The following is a 17437-nucleotide window of genomic DNA, read 5'->3' on the forward strand; positions in this document are numbered from 1 at the left end:
TTTATCCTTTAATTTCAAAAACGGCGTGCAGCATCATGTCCGGAATCGCGTTGCGCTTTTTGTCCAGGTCCTGACGCCACTGTGCATATTCACTATTAAGTTGACGCAAACGGTATTGACGAACCTCTGGTAATCCAACGCGCTCTATCGCGCGTTTTCGTGCGTTAAACGAGTATTCACCTTTCTCATAATGGTTATCTAAATCGGCCTGAGTGGCTGCCAACATGCTCTCGAACATCGCTTTGCCTTCCTGTTGCGCTGCCTGATGTAGCAGGGCATAGACTGACTGATGTTCAGCCGGTGCGGCGGCCAACTCATGAGGCAAGATGTCGAACTCTTTACTACAGACCGCATCCCAGACTCGCTGTGACGCTGTAGCATAATACTGACCATTCGGTTTTATATAGACAGGCATGTATTGGCAGCGACGCTCTTGGCCTGCCACCAGGCGGATACTCCACAATGCCCAGTAACCATTGGCTCCCGCTGGTAACGACTTTACCCTGACACAGGGGATCGGTTGTGCTTCACTCCAGACCGGCAATTGGCTACATAGCCCTCTGATCTTGGGATTTTCCAATGTGAGATGGGTAAGCTCGGGTCGTTGCTGGGCCTCTTTACCCATAAAGGTGACGCCACTCCATGCTGCGCCATCAGGCCAGATTAGGGTATGTCCACCTTCCTGATCCTCAATGAAATCCGCGGATTGCTGCATGCTGCGTTGCCAACGCAAGTAATTGGTAACCATGCTCTGTATCCAATAAGGCAGCGGGTGGTTCAGGGCTTGGCGATAGTCGTCGGCAGATAAGGGATCATCACCGCCAAACAGCGCATCCTGCTGCCGCTTATCGACTGCGCCGTCTCTTAATGTAGCCAAGGCTTTGGCTAGCTCCTGATCCATTAACGCAGGATCCGTGATAGAAGCGATAAACAATTCATCGAACAAATGATTGGCGGCGGAGGAGTCCAATACATCGCTGGTCTTATCAACACCAAACTCATCCAGGATGATCTGCAACTTGGTCTCGAGAACTTCACGAACCCTGTGCTCGACAGTATCTTCAAGCACGAAATTCAGGGCTCGAACGATATGCCGTTGGCCGATACGGTCGACGCGGCCAATACGCTGTTCCATGCGCATCGGGTTCCAGGGCATATCGTAGTTCACAATTACATGGCAGAACTGCAGGTTCAAACCTTCACCACCGGCATCGGTGGAGATCAGAATGCGGATGTCACTAGCAAAGGCGGCTTGCACTTTTTTGCGCTCTGCCAGATCCATGGAGCCGTTGAGACAGACCACACTGATCCCCCGTTCAATAAAAAACTGGGCTAGCATCTCTTGGGTTGGCACAAACTCGGTAAACACCAACATCTTCAGATGTGGGTTACCCTCTTCTTGCTGGAGTCGGTATAACCACTCGAGCAGCGCTTCGGCTTTGGCATCATTTTCGGCACTGACGCACTGCTCCGCTAACGTCAGTAGGCGGCGAACATCATTCTTCTCATTCTCCAGCGAGGCTTGGCATTGTGCTAATAACTCATCTAACTGGGCTTGACCATCCAGATCGGCCCACTCATCGGCAAAGGCAAGGGGCAACTCCTCTTCAACCCGCTTGTTTTCCAACACATTGAGTCGGCGAGCAAGGGTGCGGGCGATGGCCGCACTGCTGGAGCTTACTAAGCGCTGCATCAGGATCATTAAAAAGCCAATGGCATTTTGCTGTTTGGCTTGCGCCTGGTTGTAACCCTCCTTGATGTACTCGGTGACCTCTTCGTAGAGATGACGCTGCAAGGCATGCTGATCTTGCCAAGCCACCGCAACCAGTTCGGTTTGTCGGGGGTTAAACAGCGGTTTGCCTTCGCCATCAATGGCGATCCGCTTTTCAGTGCGGACTACAAAGGGTTGAACCCGCTCTTGGGTCACAGAGCCGACATCTGGGAAAGCCTCAGCATCCAGAAGCGCCATCAGGCGATGGAAGGCATCGCTTTTGCCTTGATGGGGAGTGGCGGAAAGCAGCAACAGGTAGGGGGCGGCTTCGGCCAGTCCCTGACCCAACTTGTAGCGGGCGACCTGATCGGTACTGCCGCCGAGCCGATGGGCCTCATCAATGACGATCAGATCCCATCCTGCGGCCAACAGATCATCAAACCGTAACTTGTTGTATTCATTTAGCTGTTTAAGTGTCCAGCCTTTGCGGCTTTCGATGGGCTTGATACTGTCAACCGGGCAGACCACCTGATCATGGCGCGACCAGATATTCTCCTGATCATGTTGCGATTTTTGCTCACTGGGCAGCAGCAGCTGAAATGACTCGTTAAAGTGAGTCTGCATTTCGCTGACCCACTGACTAACCAGCCCTTTCGGCGCACAGACCAGAATACGCTTGGCCAAGCCGCGCAATTTCAACTCGCGCATCACCAGCCCAGCTTCGATGGTTTTTCCCAGGCCAACTTCATCGGCAAACAGATAACGCACCTGTTTTTTACTCATCGCCTTGGTGAGCGCCTTGAGTTGATGTGGTAGCGGGATCACATTTGATTCGATCGGGGCTAACAGTGTGTCTTCTTGCTGAGCGTTGGCAATTTTCGCGGCAGTGGCTAGATAGCAGAATGCCTCAGCCGTCACCACTGGCTGTGCGGGCCGAGGGGTGAGATCGACAGCCGGTACCTTGAGCACCACATCTTGTTGCTGCAACCAGACGCGATAAAACTGCTGGCCCCAAAGGCCAGCGGTTTCGATCACTTTGACATATTGTTGATGGGCCTGACTCCAGGCCCAGTCTCCTACCTGCCACATGACGGTTTACCACTCATCGTCGGTATCGACCTGACTCAGGGTCACGGCCTGGTCGTAATACATCAGCAGTACCGGATCCTCTTCCAACACATTGCTGGGCAACTTCTCGGCCACGGCGATCAAAGCGGCAAACTCCTGCTGTTCCCAGAGTGTCTTAAAGCCTGTGCGCACTGCTTCAATGCGGAACACCTTGAGCTTCTTCTTGGCGGCCTTGTACTCTTCAAACTCTTTAAGCAGCGATTTTTCTCGCAACTTTTCCAAGTCACCCGCTTTATTGGGATCAGGGACATACCATCGATCTTTGGCTTTGGCTATCAAGGCTGGATCATTTTTTGCCAAGTTACGCAGCTCTTTCCAGTTGCTGGAGAGATAGCTATGGATCTGATCCGGCACCTCATCCTGGGCGTCAAAGCAGAGGAAATTCTGACTTAGTAGTTCGCGCAGCTCCAGTGTCACCTCATGCTTACTAAAGCCACCTAGCTGTTGCATATAGAGCGGATTAATATCGGCAAAGGTTTGAGGTTTATTTTTGAGAAGTTGACGCAACCAGTCAATGGCAGAGGCTTCATCTTTTACAAAAAGAGAGGATTGCATTAACTCTCCAGAAGCCAACTTCTTTTTATCGTAGTCTGCAGCTTGCTCTGGTAGGAAAAACATACCATCACGCTCGATGAAGCGTTGTGTGAGTCCGAATTGGAATTCTTGGCTTGAGATCGGCACTGGGTAGCCCTTCCGCACGAAGTAAGCCACCATCTGGTCAAACAGAATTCGTGGATCTCGCTCTGGGACAAACTGTAATAAAGCTCCTTGTTTTTTAGTAATGGGCACATAATTTAGATGAGTACGAACAAAATCCCAGACTCCGTCTTCGGTTTGCGCCTCAGTCTGGAAACGCGCCTCAAAGCTATCCTTAGGTTTGTACGCCGAGATAATCAGGTCTTGTTTAACTGAGGTTGTGTTTGTTACTGCATTAAAACTTCCCTGTTTTTTGTCCAGTGACGAAACATTGGCGATTATAAACCCAGCATCTGTTAGTGCAGTTTGAATGCTATTCCATACTGCAGCTTTGGTATTTGAAAATTCAACTGTAATCCATCGTCCAGGTTTGAGAACTCGATAGCACTCAGAAAAGCAATTAGCCATAAGTTGGCGATATTCGAAACTTCCTTTCCTTTGGTTTCGGTTTTCAATCGCTTCATCTTTGGAGTTTGTTTTTACCTTTAGCCAAGCCTCCCAAAGGAAATTTAGCTCTGAATACATTATGTTTGCGCCAAAAGGAGGATCAATAAATAGGTAGTCCACACTATCGTCAGGTAGACCAGGAATAGATGATAACGACCCTGTTTGGAGTACGCTTGAACCTTTGCTTAGGGATGGCAATATGTTGACCATTCTGTCAATATGTTGACCTAAAACCTTGGTAACGGGAATTTCCTTTAAAAGAGATGGGACATACAGAGTTCCATTCATTGGGCCACCTCCAGCCCCAAGGTTCCCCCCCTGTGAACGGAAACGATACTGACGGCTTAGCACTATTGCTGATGAGGTTAAATTCACAAGAAGTCGACCTTTTAGATTTGATGATCTAGCTAAGTCTGAGTATTTTGCTAAATTATATAGAGCCCTTTTAGTGTAGAATTCACTGGCATTTTGAATTCCAACCCCTCTCGGATCAGACATTTTATCACCATCCGGAAGTGGTTCTATTGGGTACCAGTATGGAATATTAGTGTTCGAGATGCTATCTAATACACCAACATCGTAATCATCTGGTTTTTTAGTATATGAATTTCCGGATGTTTTATAGTGAATTAATACTGGTATCTGTTTTGCTAGCTTTGAAATCTCACCGACATTCTCATCAAAATACGAAACCCATGATCGTTTAAGGCTTCTTTTCGCTAGTTCCGCTCCACATGTTGAACATTCAAAATCATCTTTCACTTGCCAATTTTCTTTATCTACTGCCACATCCCAAAAGACAATTTCGCTGCTGCATTCTTGGCAGACAAATACATCTGACCAGACAGTGTAGTTAATTTTTTCATTGCGACCATCAGAGTGTTTTGTTTCATACATCCAGCCACATTCATTTTCTATCTCTTTCAGGATGTGGTCTGCTTCTTTCTTGAATTCATCAATGTTAACAGGAGAGTTGTAGTTATTGGAAATAAATGTCGCAATAGGGGACAAATCATTAAGTATCACCTGGCGTGTACCTAGCGCTGAAAATGGCTGCCACATTTTTTTACCATTATCATCGATCTCCTCCTGTAAAATGACTCCATCAGACTTAATTTGGTAGCCAAGCGACATTACGATATCTCTATCACCACACATCTGAGCCGCAACACCTGTCATGCCCGTACCACAGAATCCATCAAAGACAATATCGCCTGGATTGGTGTAATGCAGGATATAACGCATTATGGCTTTATGCGGCACCTTGGTGTGGTAGGAGTGGGCGTTATAAATAGGATCATTTTTTCCTTCACTGACATCTGCCGCAAATGGCTCACGATGATATTCCTCATCAGAAGCTGGCTTTTGCGCTTCCCATTCCGCAATAAAATCGCCAATCCAAGGATTGGGGCAAGCCGTGTAATAGGGCGGATCACTAAGATTTAAAATATCCTCATCACTTCCGATAGGAAAACCTTCAATTTTACGAAATTCTGGATCTTTTAATTTTTCCGCCAGCAGGGCTAAAAAATAGTTACGGCGAGCCTGATCGTTGGCAAAGGTTTTGCCTAAGCAGGTCACTGGACCTGCCGCCTGATTCGGTTGTGAGCTGTCAGTGGAAAATAAGCTGTCTTGCTGCATGGTGCTTCCTATAGCGGGTGCAGTTTATACCGCACCCGCGACTCTTGATTAATCGATGATGATGCGAACTTTCGCGATGTCTTTGCCCTGACAGAGTTTGCTGAGCAGGCGGTTAAAGCGTTCAGCGATTTCGTCACGGCCCTGAGGCAAACCTTGACCGAGTGCATGCACGAGTTCGGCGGCGCTGACTCGCACCTCCTCCAACCCGGCGAGAACCAGATTGACCGCCTGGACAAAGGCGGAATCCAGTGGGTCAGGTAGCAGCCCTTGCTGAATAAAATCACGAATTAACTGTGCCTGTTCGGCTTTGAGCAGATCCAGATTAATAAAGGGGTCATCCAGCAAGCTGCTGAGGTTACTGAGCCAATCGCTTTGCAGGCTGTCGAGCCGCTGCTCCAGGCTCTTCAATTGTGCACTGGCTGGCGCCTTGCCTCTCTCTTGGCGAGCATTAAACTCCATGGGGTTGGCATTCATCGCCAGCAGCTTAGGGTCGATAGGCTTTGCTGCTTGCAATTGCGCAGCATCTTTACGCCACTCGGCTAGTTGCTGAGCCGGGAGCAAGGCGATACCACTTAAGATCTCCAACTCATTCAAGCGTTCGTCATTCAGCAGCTTGGCTTTGGTATTCTCTTCGTTGCCGTCAAGATGTGCTCGCATATAGAGCTCAACATAGTGTTTGGCATACTCAGTTTTCAGTGCCGACAACATGTTGATTTGCTCAGCCTTGAAGCTGTCATCACTACGTGAAGCCGGAGTGGCCAGACCTTGTCTCAGTACATCACGCGCCTGTTTGACTTGCTCTTGCCAAGCGTGTGATTCAGGAAGTACCAGCTGCGCCTCTTTGAGATAGGCGCATAAGGGGGCTAGATCGCCCACTACGGTTTTAAGCTGCACAAAGTTGTGCCATGCCTGCAGCATCTGCTGGTATGTAGCGATGTCAGCCGCCGTCACCTTAAGGTTTTTCAGCTTGCCGGGTTTATCGTAGCGCGCAATGGTTTCCAAAAAGTTCTTCAGCTCACTCAGCTGGGTAGAGAGCGTCTGCTCCTCGCTCTCTTCCAGTACTGATTGCCCCCACAGTGGCAAGCGATCCTTAACGCTCTGCTGCCCTTTGACTAGCTCGTTAATCAGTACCTCGGTGCGCTGTAACATTTCACGCACCACGTCTTCATCGCCTTGCTGAATTGAGGTGGCTAGGCCATCGTTCATCTCCAGCAGGGTGAGTAGGGCTTTTATGGCGGTGATATTAAAATCCTTGGGCGCCTGGATATGTTTAAAGTCTCTGAGCACATCAAAGGCGATGGACTTGAACTTGACCACATCGCTGGCGGTCAAGGTATGGCCGACCACCACCAACTCAAGCTCACCGCTGTAAACCAAACAGGCGATCAGCACCAGAAGCCATTCAGGCTCCAGGCGGAAGCTATCTGGCTTAAAGTAGAGGCGGGAGTTGATAGCCTCCAGCAATTCGGTCTGATTGACCACTTGCCCTTGCTGCTTGCTTTGCAAGACAGCCAAAACGGCTTGGGCATAGCGCGATTGCAGCGGAGCGATTTTATCGCCATCAAGTAATTCCAATGCATCGAGCACGGCATTGGCGCGCTTGGTGGCCGCACCACCGGAGACGACACTTAACGCATCCTTGGCTGCGCTTTCGATATTCTCGTAGGTGATCCATTGGCTAAAGCTGGGATACTCGGGTGCCAATGCTTCAAAATGATTGGCCAAAATATGGCTGGCAACGGCTTCGAAGATATCTTTCAGACTGCCGATCTGGCTATCACCAAGTCCGGAGATGTTGCGCACCGAGGTGCCTTTTAGCCAGTCCATCATCGGCTTGTTTTGCCCGTTATATTGGGCAATGTAAGCCTCTTTGAAGTGACTCTTTAGCCAAGTCTGCATCTCTCTGAGATAACCTTCGGCCTTGAGTTTATAGACATTCTTGGCGTTACCCGTGGCCGAAGCATGCAAGTCGATGGCGGCGGCGTAGTAGTTCAAGCAACTAGCAAACTCAGCGTCGGCATTTTGCAGGATAAACAACACTTCATCGCTGCGGATAAACTCTTTCTTCACCTTAGGCGGGTTATAGGGCTGAATAAAGTACATGTAATAGTCGTAAGGCGGCTTGGCAGTCTCACGTTCATTGGGTGAGCCAAGAAATAACCAACCAGGCCGGTTAACGTTACGGTCCAGCCATTTCAGTTGATGTTCCCACATCTGAGTACTGGTATGTTGTCGATCAGGTTCTCCAAGGATTTCCAACATGGCAACGCGGTATGCACCATTACGGCTGTCATCGGTCAGTAGGGGCACCTTGTTTTCGATATAGGCATCAAAATCTTCGGTTTTTTTCAAATCCAAAAAGAATTGATCGTTGGCCTTGTTCTTGGAGAAGAACTGACCGTTGACGGTTTTACGGATCTTGGTCAATACCGCGACGATCTGGGTTTCCAGGTTTTTGCTCTTCTCACCAGGCAACTGTTCGATGCCGGGTAGATAGAGGCAAAGAGAATCACGCAGTTCGGCAGCTGTGGCCCCCATCTCGTTATAGACATCGCCCACGGACAAACGATGGATAGCCAGTCCGGCTACCAAGCGCTTGGCAAAATCGATCTCTGTCGCGGTGGGATAGGCTTGATCAATTCGCGTAAACAGGGTTTCACCGACCTCAATAACCTGACCGATTTCCGGGTTGGTTTTGGCGCTAGGGTCGCCTCTGAGCTCATCCCAGTAGGTGTCGTAAGAAAACACGCCAGGCTTATCGGTAGGCACCACCAGCTCCATCAAGGCTTGCATTTGCCGCGACAGGCTACGCAGTACCTGACGTTGCTCAATACCCGCGCCCCGCACGCGCTCGAAGGTATTGATGTAGTCAGGGTGCACTGGGAACATGCGCACAAACTCGTCGAGGCGTTCGTTCATGCGGTCAAAGCAAGGGGTGAATTGCTGCAGGTACTCGCGGATCCAATGCAGTTGCTGAGCATCTTTTTTGAGCAGACGTTCGGCGACGACATATTTGATATCGTCACGGGTGATCAGCACCTGTTCGGCCCGGTCACGGATGCGTTTGACTTCTTGGGTGGCGAATGCGAGTTGCGTGCTATCGAAGATGGCTTCCTGCACACCGCAGATGAAACGGAAACGGGTGCCATCTATCACTTCACCCATCACACGCATCATGGCCATATCCAACGGCAGCTGCTGCTGATTACGAGAGCGCAGGTAATCGAGGATCTCGTCACAGATCAGCAGCAAACCTTGGTCGGGATAGCGCTCGTGAAACAGCGCCATCATCTCTTCAAAGTAGGGTTTGTGATTGGATGAGATTTCCTCCATGGCCGGGAATTGGTAGTCGATACCCATCTCAGCCAGGCCTGATGTCAAGTTGTCGGTGACAATATCGGCAAAGGCTTTTTTGCTCGCTCCGACTTCAAAGCGGATAACTTTGAACTTGCCAGCAATCTTGTTCGCGGCTGCACGCACCTTGTCGTTAGTGATGAATTGGGCCAATTCTGGAAACTCGGCGACGGCCGAGATCACCGACATCAAATGTGATTTACCGGAACCGTAGTTACCGACCACCCAGAGAGATTTGTTATCAACGGATTCGTCAAACTGAAGCTGAGGAATGATGATGTCCGCCAGCTTTTGCGACATTTTGTCCGAGATGACATATGAGGCCACCAACTGCTGAGCCTTTGACTGTTCTGCCGACTCTTTGAGTTTGATGATGGTGGTGACGGGCTCGAACTGAATGAGCTCCCCGTACTTTTTCATTTTTATCCCCTTTGCTCGGTAACGTGAATGATGGGCACGTTGGCCAAATCATTCGCAGAGTAAGATTGATAGTCGTCCCGTCCGGGGACGGAAAAGGTTAGAAATCGTTCTGTAATCTGACCAGGCCAGATGGCCACGATAGGTTTGAGGCGAGCTAAATCCTGGAGCTGACGCAGTGGGTCTAGTTCCAACGTTGGCTCAAACAAAACTTGGATCCTGTCTAGCCATACAACATCAGACGCTATGCCATTCAGCATTTGAGCAATGATGTCTGAAACATGGCGAGACCGGTCATTGCATGATAGCGGTAACAGCCGCTCACATAACTGTTCTGAAAGCTCAAGATATGTCAGCCCTTCTGTTTCACGAGCAGACCTGATGATTTGTGTAGGTGAGTTGATGACTAGCACCAAGGCGCTAGATTGGACACTCATTCTCAACAGGGCCTTGTTGGCTTCCGCTTGCAGCTCGTATGCCGAAGATACGCTTGTTACATGGATTGGTTGCCCGAGCATCGCTCTCTGCTTAATGACACAAATAAATTGGCATATTCTAGCGATTTCAACTTGGTCTGTCTCATCAGAAACCTTGAGATAGCGTGTCTTTATGAATCGCCCCGGCTCTCCAACTGACTGGGGATCCACATAACCACCCAGCTGGATTCAAGGCTGAGACACAGATTGTGACTCATACTGACCTCTTTGTTATTTGTTGGCGCCATGGTACGCCATCAGTGGCATGCGGGACTTGCGCTGGTTCAAAGGTGGCGCGCTATAATGCCTGTATATAAACACAGGCGTTATTACCATGAAGCTGTTAACCCCAGACCCATCACCCGCCGAGGTGACCATCCCGCTGTTCTTGCACCGCGCCTCTTGCGGCTTTCCCAGCCCAGCCAGCGACTATCTGGAAGGGAAGTTAGACCTCAACACCCACTGCGTGGCGCACCCTGCAGCAACCTTCTATCTGCGTGCCGAGGGGGAGAGCATGACCGGGGTCGGCATCTTTCCCGGTGACTTGCTGGTGGTCGATAAGAGCCTCACCCCGCGCCATGGTGATGTGGTGATTGCACTACTCGATGGCGGCTTCACGGTAAAGACCTTGCAGCTCAAGCCGAGGTTGCGGCTGTTGCCAGCCAATCCGGCGTTCGCGCCTATCGACCCTTGTATGAGCCTCTCCCTGGAGTTGTTCGGAGTGGTCACCCATGTGATTGGCAATCTGAGGCAGCGTGATGGCTATAGCGCTCGTTGATGTAAACAACTTCTACGCCAGCTGTGAGCGGCTGTTTCGCCCTGAGCTGCGTGGCCGCCCAATCGTGGTGCTCTCCAACAACGATGGATGCGTGGTGTCGCGCAGCCCCGAAGCCAAGGCGCTGGGTATCAAGATGGCCGGGCCCTACTTCAAGATCCGCGAGCAGTTCGAGGCGCATGGCGGTGTGGCATTCAGCTCCAACTACGCGCTCTACGGCGATATGTCTGGCAGGGTGATGAGCACGTTGGAGACTATGGCCCCCGAGCTGGAGGTCTACTCCATCGATGAAGCGTTCATGGCGTTGTCGGAGTCGTTTGCCGGGGACCTGACAGCCTATGGACAACAGATCCGGCAGCGAGTGTGGCAGTGGACCGGACTAACTGTCGGGGTTGGGATCGGCCCCACCAAGACCCTCGCCAAGCTGGCCAACTATGCAGCCAAGAAGTGGCCTGCCACGGGCGGCGTCGTGGACTTGCGTGACGAGCTGCGCCGTGCCCGGCTGATGGCTATCACCCCGGTGGACGAGGTGTGGGGCATAGGACGGCGCTTGGGGGCCAAGTTGGTGGCACAAGGCATCAACACCGTGGCTGACCTGGTGGCTAGCGATGCCAAAGGGTTACGCGCCCAATACGGCGTGGTGGTCGAGCGGATCGTACAGGAGCTGCGTGGCCTGCCTTGCGCAGAGCTGACCGTTGAACCGGCTGCGAAGCTGCAGATCCTCTCGAGCCGTTCCTTTGGTGAGCGCGTGACTGGCCGTGGAGAAATGGCCCAAGCGTTGTCAGGCTTTATGGCTCGCGCAGCCGAGAAGCTGCGGGCCGAGGGGATGTGTTGCCAGCGGGTGCACCTGTTCGTGCGAACCAGCCCCTTTGATGAACAAGCCCCTTACTACAGTGAGCAGGCTGGCGTCCGGCTGGTCTGCCCTAGCGATGATACCCGGTTGCTGCTGCAGCAAGTGAACGTGTTGCTACCGCAGATTTGGCGCGACGGTTACCGCTATCAGAAGGGAGGTGTCATGCTGAGTGAGTTCACCCCCAAGGGGCAGCAACAGGCTGACCTGTTTGCCCCGTCCTCCGCTCAATCAGATGCGCTGATGGCTGTGATGGACCAGATCAAAGCCAAGGGATTGGGGCGCGTAGGCTTTGCCAGCCAAGGTACGGGGTCGCCTGAGTGGATGATGCGACAAGAGCACCTGAGCCCCTGTTACACCACACGCTGGGAGGACCTGCCGGTGGCGAGGTAGCCCTGAGTCGGTTAGCTGCGAGGCTAGGTGGTTACACGTCAGGATCCAGTACCTCCCAACGTCCGCTCTTACGCGGCCCAACAAAACGTAATCGCCCTTCTTTGACCAGCATGGCAACAGCTCTCTCCACTACACTTCATCTGCTATTGCATATGTGCTGAACTAGTTGCTCAAATTTGATGAAGTACTACTGGCTGTGATGTATGAGCGCTTCAGGAGCATAGGTAAAATGAAAGAGCCTCGCAGAAGAGGGAAAGGTGGGAAACCATGCTTTTTGCAGTGAGATCAAGACGGTAGGATAGCGCATACTTATAACATATGCGTCCCCCCCCTTGAAATACAGAACCCGCGATATGGTGCGTCGCAGGTTCTGAGTAGCTAGAAGTTAGATAAGAATGTTAAATCCACCTTGGGACTTAAAAGACTCCATTTCAGCTCAGAGTATGTGTGCGGAGGCGGTGTTAGTGGTGCCGCTCGGTACCAGAGCACCGGAGACCATCACAACCACGTCACCTTTCAGACCCATGCCGATTTCCAGCGCGGCTTCTTTACCGATGCGATAGAAATCGTCGGTAGAGGCGATGCTGTCAACCACGTGAGCAACTACACCCTTGGTCAGAACCAGCTGGGCAGCAGTTTTCTTGTTGGTGGTGATAGCCAGGATCCAGGCTTTCGGGAAGTACTTGCGAATGGCCTTGGCAGACTTGCCGCCTTCGGTAGCGACCACGATCAGCGGGGCGTCCAGCTTCTCGGAGGTCTCTACGGCGCCTTTACATACGGCTTCGGTGATGCGCAGCTTGTTGCTGTCGTTGGCAGCAGACAGGTTGGACGGCATCACGGCATCGGTACGCTCGCAGATGGTGGCCATGATGGTCACGGCTTCCAGCGGGTACTTGCCCTTGGCGGACTCACCGGACAGCATCACTGCGTCGGTACCGTCCAGGATGGCGTTGGCCACGTCGCCAGCTTCGGCACGGGTCGGACGCGGGTTCTTGATCATGGAGTCCAGCATCTGGGTGGCGGTGATGACCACTTTGCGGGCTTTGTTGCACTTCTCGATGATCATCTTCTGGGCGAAGATCACTTCTTCTACCGGGATCTCGACACCCATGTCGCCACGGGCAACCATGATGCCGTCGGAGACAGCCAGGATCTCGTCGAAGTTGTCCAGGCCTTCCTGGTTTTCGATCTTGGAGATGATCTGGATGTTCTCGCCACCGTGGGCTTTCAGGTGCTCACGGATTTCCAGAACGTCTTCTTTCTTACGGATGAAAGAAGCAGCAACGAAATCAACGCCTTGCTCGCAACCAAAGATCAGGTCGCGCTTGTCTTTCTCGGCCAGGGCCGGCAGCTTGATGGAGACGCCCGGCAGGTTAACGCCTTTGTTCTCGCCCAGGTCACCGTTGTTCAGTACTTTACAGATAACTTCGCGCTCGGTGATTTCGATAACGTCCAGACCGATCAGGCCGTCATCAACCAGGATGCGGTTGCCGACGCGCAGATCGTTGGCGAAACCTGCATAGGTCACGGCCACTTTGTCTTTGTTGCCAACCACGGTCTGGTCGGTGGTGAAGGTGAAAGTCTGGCCAGCGACCAGCGCGACGTCGTTGCCGCCTTCCAGCTTCATGGTACGGATTTCCGGACCCTTGGTGTCCAGCAGGATAGCTGCGTGCTTGCCGGTCTCGGCCATCACAGCGCGCAGGTTGCTGATGCGGCTGCCGTGCTCGGCGTAGTCACCGTGGGAGAAGTTCAGGCGCATGACGTTCATGCCGGCGTCCAGCATTTTGGCCAGCATTTCTTTGGATTCGGTCTTCGGACCGATGGTGCAGACAATTTTGGTCTTTTTCATGTCAATCTTCATTGTGCTGTTGTCATCTCTTCAATGTGAAATAGTCAGCGGGTCAGGACAAAGGCGGCCAACGCCGGCAGTCCTCTGCCCTCCCGATCAAACAGGGCCTGGTTCTCCCAGCCATTGCCGAGGGGCTATCTATCCCGAGGAACGCCATGCCAGCGCGACTGGCCCAACTGTCGCCGGGGACCCGGATCCAGCCCGGCTCCCAATAGACAAACCCGAGCCCGAGCTGATCCGGCACTGCGGCAATAGCAGCACGCAGTGCATCGAGAAACGCTAGTTGCCCCTCGGGCGTCGCAGCAAACCCGCCGCGTACGGCCTCCTGCTCACCGAAGGCGTTACGAACCTCGTCCTGGTTGACGGTGTCATGCCCATAGGCGGTCTCAACGACCAGCAGCGGACGCCTGATTTGGGTGGCAAGGCTGTTCATGGTGCGCGAGAGGTCGCCCAGAGATCCGTGCCAATATGGGTAGAAGGAGATACCCACCAGATCGAACGGCACATCGCGTACCTGCATCGCCTTGAACCAGCGTAGGCACTGAGCCTCATCCCCTCCTTCAGCAAGATGTAGCATCAGTCGTGGGGTGATACCCCCCTCGCTGCCAGCACGGATCCCGGCGATGGCCGCCTTGAGCAACTGGGCTAATCGATCGAACCCCTCCTCTTCTTCTTGCCGGTGTAGTTGCCCCTGCGGCCACAGCATGCCGTTATTGAGTTCGTTGCCGACCTGCACCATTTGCGGTGGCACCCCGGCCTCGCGCAGGCGTTGTATCACGGCGGCGCTGTAATCGTGCAGCATTGCCGCCAACTCTGCATCCGACTTGCCTCGCCAGGTCCGTGGCGTGTGCTGCTTGCCAGGGTCGGCCCAGAAGTCGCTGTAATGAAGATCGAGCAACCAGGGCAGGTTGAGGGACCGGCTTCGCTGCGCCAGTGCAATCACCTTTTCCAAGTCATTGTTGCCACCACCAAAGGGTTCCCCCTTGGCCGAACGGGGATCGACCCACAGCCGCAGGCGTACCAGGTTGAGGCCACGCTTGCGCATCAGGGTTAGCAAATCCCCCTGCCGCGTTCCGTCTTGATAGTGAACGCCCAGGCGCTCGAGTTCGGCCAGGGTGGAGACATCCGCCCCTCGGATGGCCAGGTTATGAGGAGCGGCACCAGCCCCTGCACTGATGGCTCCCAGCATGACCAACAGTGGCCAGCTCAGCGGGGGGCGCATCCTAGTGCTGCTCCGGCTCGTGCAGTTCGAACCACTGACCGAGATCACGACGCAGGTTGTCCGAGCGTTTGCCGAAGATAGCCTGCACCTCGTCGCCGATGATGATGACGCCTATGGCGCCGAGACGCTGCAGCGCCTCGCTGTCGACCGGCTGCAAGGCATTGACCCTGACCCGCAGCCGGGTCAGGCAGGCGTCAAAGCCCACGATGTTGTCGCGCCCGCCAAAGGCAGCGATGAGCGCGGTGATGGCCGCTTCGTCCAGCCCGGAGAGCGGTGCCTCGGCCGATTTCTCCTCCTTGTGGCCGAGGGCCGCGGCGAACAGCCGCTTGAAGTCCTGCATCTTGACCATTTGAGTCTCCTAAACGTAAAAAAGAGGGCGAAGCCACTGGCTCCGCCCCGCAATCAACAGGCGCGACGCAGCACCCGGCAGCCGAATGGAGGCAGCACCAGTAAATCGCTCAGCGCCTCACCGCTCACCATGTCACTGTGACCACCCGGCAGAGTGACCAGGCGCTCGGCGTTGGCGAAGTTTTGCACGAATACGAACACCTGCTCACCGTCGGTGCGACACTGGGCGGTGACCCCCTCCGGCAAGGCTGGCAAGGCACGCGGCAGAGCCAGGGTCTCGATGAGATGGCCAAAGAAGTCGCGTTGGAACGCCAGATCATTTCGCGAGGCGACGTAATAGGCGCGACCTGTCCCGTGCTCGTTGACCGTCACCGCCGGATGTCCGGCATAAAAGTCACCGTCATAGCTGGCCAGGGCCCTCGCGCCTTCCAGGTGGATGAGATCGCAAAGGTGAGTGACTTCGTAAGGGCCGCAGAGTCCGGCTTCGTTGCCGGCAAAACCCGAGACGGCGTTACGTTCCTCGTCATAGAGACCGTCTATCTCCTCTGCCCAGATCCCAAGGACCGGGCGCAGCGGCCCTGGGAATCCCCCCAGGTGACAGAGATCGGTCTCGTTGACGATGCCGCTCCAGTAAGTGGTAACGAACTGCCCGCCTCGTTTGACAAAGGCGTCAACCCGTTCGGCAAAGCCATCGCGCACCATGTAGAGCATGGGGGCGATAACCAGGTCATAGCCATCAAGCGCGCAGTCGGCATTGATGACATCCACCGCCACCCCTGCCTCCCAGAATGGGCGGTAGTGCTCGGCTACCGTCTTCTCGTAGAAGAGGCCGGCATTGCGCGGCCCCTGAGCATTGTCCATGGCCCAGCGGCTCTCCCAGTCGAAAATGATGGCCACTTTGGCCTCGACGCGGCTGCCCGCGACCTCTGGCAACTTGGCCAGGATCTCGCCTAGTGCCTGTACCTCGCGGCCCACCCGGGTATCGATGTGACCAACGTGATCGACCACGGCGCCGTGGAACTTCTCGACCGAACCACGACTCTTGCGCCACTGGAAGTACTGCACCGAGTCGGAGCCGTGGGCTACCGCCTGCAAGGAGGATAGGATATGCATTCCAGGCTTCTTGAGCTTGCTGATGGGCTGCCAGTTGGTCAGGCTCGGGGTCGACTCCATCAGGAAGAAAGGTTTGCCTCCCTTGAGAGTGCGCATCAGGTCGTGATACATGGCGGTGTACGCCGCCAGGGTCGAGTCATCGCCACTGTTGTGCCAGAGGGGGTAGCTGTCCCAGGAGATGAAATCGATCTCCTTGGCCAACTGCCAGTAGTCATAGTCGTAGAAGTACTCCATGAAGTTGGTGGTGGCCGGCAGGCTCGGGTTGGCCGCCTTCAAGGGCTTGATCTCCTCGGCACAGAAATCGCTCACCTGGGCGGTATTGAAACGCTTCCAGTCGAGGTTGAGACCGTGGATCGAGCTCTCGCCGATGGGAGACGGGGATTCGATCTGTGACCAGTCGGTGTAGGTATGGCTCCAGAAGCTGCTCCACCAGGCGTGATTGAGCGCTTCTATGCTGCCATAACGAGCCTTGAGCCAGTCACGAAAGCGCTCCTGACAAAGCTCGCAGTGGCACTCGCCACCGTACTCGTTGGAGATGTGCCAGGCGATGACACCGGGATGATGGCCGTAGCGTTCGGCCAGGGCACCGTTGATAGCTCGCACCTTGTCACGATAGACAGGCGAACTCATGCAGTGATTGTGACGGCCACCGTGCAGTGCCTTCACACGTTCCTTGCTGACCCGCAACACCTCGGGATAACGCTGGGAAAGCCAAGCCGGACGAGCACCACTTGGTGTGGCGAGGAAAACTGACACACCGCTTTCGTGCAGGCGATCGAGCACCGTATCGAGCCAGCCGAATTCATAGCGCCCCTCTTGTGGCTCCAGGGAAGACCAACTGAAGATGCCGACCGACATCACGTTGCAGCGGGTTTGCTTCATCATCTCGAGATCGCGCTCGAACACCTGGGGATCATCCAGCCACTGATCCGGGTTGTAATCAGCACCATGCAGCAGGGCGGGCACCCGTTCACTGAGCGGGGGAAACTTGAACATCACACATCTCCTAAAACGAGG

10 protein-coding genes are annotated in these 17437 nt (G+C 53.7%); 2 read left to right on the plus strand and 8 right to left on the minus strand.

The genetic code is table 11. The features are described 5' to 3' along the window. Position 1 precedes the first annotated feature (1 nt). The 4 genes from ACTG2J_RS15510 to brxF are packed head-to-tail and all read right to left on the minus strand — an operon-like array spanning position 2 to position 10041. Complete coding sequence (locus tag ACTG2J_RS15510) at positions 2 to 2800, minus strand: DEAD/DEAH box helicase (protein WP_439981343.1); 2799 nt, start codon at positions 2798 to 2800, stop codon at positions 2 to 4. 6 nt (positions 2801 to 2806) lie between these two features. Beyond that, positions 2807 to 5623, minus strand: a complete 2817-nt coding sequence (locus ACTG2J_RS15515) for a DNA methyltransferase (RefSeq protein WP_439981344.1) — start codon at positions 5621 to 5623, stop codon at positions 2807 to 2809. Positions 5624 to 5671: 48 nt separating this feature from the next. After that, entirely contained in the window at positions 5672 to 9397 is a 3726-nt protein-coding gene (locus ACTG2J_RS15520; protein ID WP_439981345.1) for a DUF6079 family protein, read from the minus strand. Between the two features lie 2 nt (positions 9398 to 9399). Further along, positions 9400 to 10041 (minus strand): BREX-3 system P-loop-containing protein BrxF, encoded by a 642-nt coding sequence (gene brxF, locus ACTG2J_RS15525; RefSeq protein ID WP_156852402.1) that lies wholly within the window; start codon positions 10039 to 10041, stop codon positions 9400 to 9402. A 163-nt stretch (positions 10042 to 10204) separates the two neighbouring features. Here brxF and umuD point away from each other — a divergent pair, with 163 nt between their 5' ends. Together umuD and umuC are read left to right on the plus strand one after the other, a co-directional pair. After that, entirely contained in the window at positions 10205 to 10648 is a 444-nt protein-coding gene (gene umuD, locus ACTG2J_RS15530; protein ID WP_025327594.1) for a translesion error-prone DNA polymerase V autoproteolytic subunit, read from the plus strand. After that, positions 10629 to 11888 carry a translesion error-prone DNA polymerase V subunit UmuC gene (gene umuC, locus ACTG2J_RS15535; protein ID WP_439997648.1) on the plus strand — a complete coding sequence of 420 codons (1260 nt, stop codon included), beginning with the start codon at positions 10629 to 10631 and terminating at the stop codon, positions 11886 to 11888. The genes umuD and umuC overlap by 20 nt, the downstream gene beginning before the upstream one ends. A gap of 436 nt (positions 11889 to 12324) precedes the next feature. Here the strand turns inward: umuC and pykF are convergent, their stop codons facing one another. From pykF to ACTG2J_RS15555, 4 genes are read right to left on the minus strand one after another with little or no spacing between them, the layout of a single operon-like run. Next, on the minus strand, positions 12325 to 13737 hold the full coding sequence (pykF, locus tag ACTG2J_RS15540) for a pyruvate kinase PykF (RefSeq protein WP_339581704.1): 1413 nt from the start codon (positions 13735 to 13737) through the stop codon (positions 12325 to 12327). Positions 13738 to 13789: 52 nt separating this feature from the next. Further along, positions 13790 to 14959: a glycoside hydrolase family 53 protein gene (locus tag ACTG2J_RS15545; protein ID WP_439997649.1), complete on the minus strand. Its 1170-nt coding sequence runs from the start codon at positions 14957 to 14959 to the stop codon at positions 13790 to 13792. Position 14960: 1 nt separating this feature from the next. Then, on the minus strand, positions 14961 to 15308 hold the full coding sequence (locus tag ACTG2J_RS15550) for a glucose PTS transporter subunit EIIB (protein ID WP_042080911.1): 348 nt from the start codon (positions 15306 to 15308) through the stop codon (positions 14961 to 14963). Between the two features lie 53 nt (positions 15309 to 15361). Then, positions 15362 to 17416: a beta-galactosidase gene (locus tag ACTG2J_RS15555; protein ID WP_042080910.1), complete on the minus strand. Its 2055-nt coding sequence runs from the start codon at positions 17414 to 17416 to the stop codon at positions 15362 to 15364. Positions 17417 to 17437 lie beyond the last annotated feature (21 nt).

Source organism: Aeromonas sp. 6P, assembly GCF_051919525.1.
Taxonomy (GTDB): domain Bacteria; phylum Pseudomonadota; class Gammaproteobacteria; order Enterobacterales; family Aeromonadaceae; genus Aeromonas; species Aeromonas veronii.

Excerpts from the sequence above, each read along its gene's own strand:
- ACTG2J_RS15510 (WP_439981343.1), bottom strand. The coding sequence starts at position 2,800 with ATGTGGCAGGTAGGAGACTGGGCCTGGAGTCAGGCCCATCAACAATAT.
- ACTG2J_RS15515 (WP_439981344.1), bottom strand. The coding sequence starts at position 5,623 with ATGCAGCAAGACAGCTTATTTTCCACTGACAGCTCACAACCGAATCAG.
- ACTG2J_RS15520 (WP_439981345.1), bottom strand. The coding sequence starts at position 9,397 with ATGAAAAAGTACGGGGAGCTCATTCAGTTCGAGCCCGTCACCACCATC.
- umuD (WP_025327594.1), top strand. The coding sequence starts at position 10,205 with ATGAAGCTGTTAACCCCAGACCCATCACCCGCCGAGGTGACCATCCCG.
- umuC (WP_439997648.1), top strand. The coding sequence starts at position 10,629 with ATGGCTATAGCGCTCGTTGATGTAAACAACTTCTACGCCAGCTGTGAG.
- pykF (WP_339581704.1), bottom strand. The coding sequence starts at position 13,737 with ATGAAAAAGACCAAAATTGTCTGCACCATCGGTCCGAAGACCGAATCC.
- ACTG2J_RS15545 (WP_439997649.1), bottom strand. The coding sequence starts at position 14,959 with ATGCGCCCCCCGCTGAGCTGGCCACTGTTGGTCATGCTGGGAGCCATC.
- ACTG2J_RS15550 (WP_042080911.1), bottom strand. The coding sequence starts at position 15,308 with ATGGTCAAGATGCAGGACTTCAAGCGGCTGTTCGCCGCGGCCCTCGGC.
- ACTG2J_RS15555 (WP_042080910.1), bottom strand. The coding sequence starts at position 17,416 with ATGTTCAAGTTTCCCCCGCTCAGTGAACGGGTGCCCGCCCTGCTGCAT.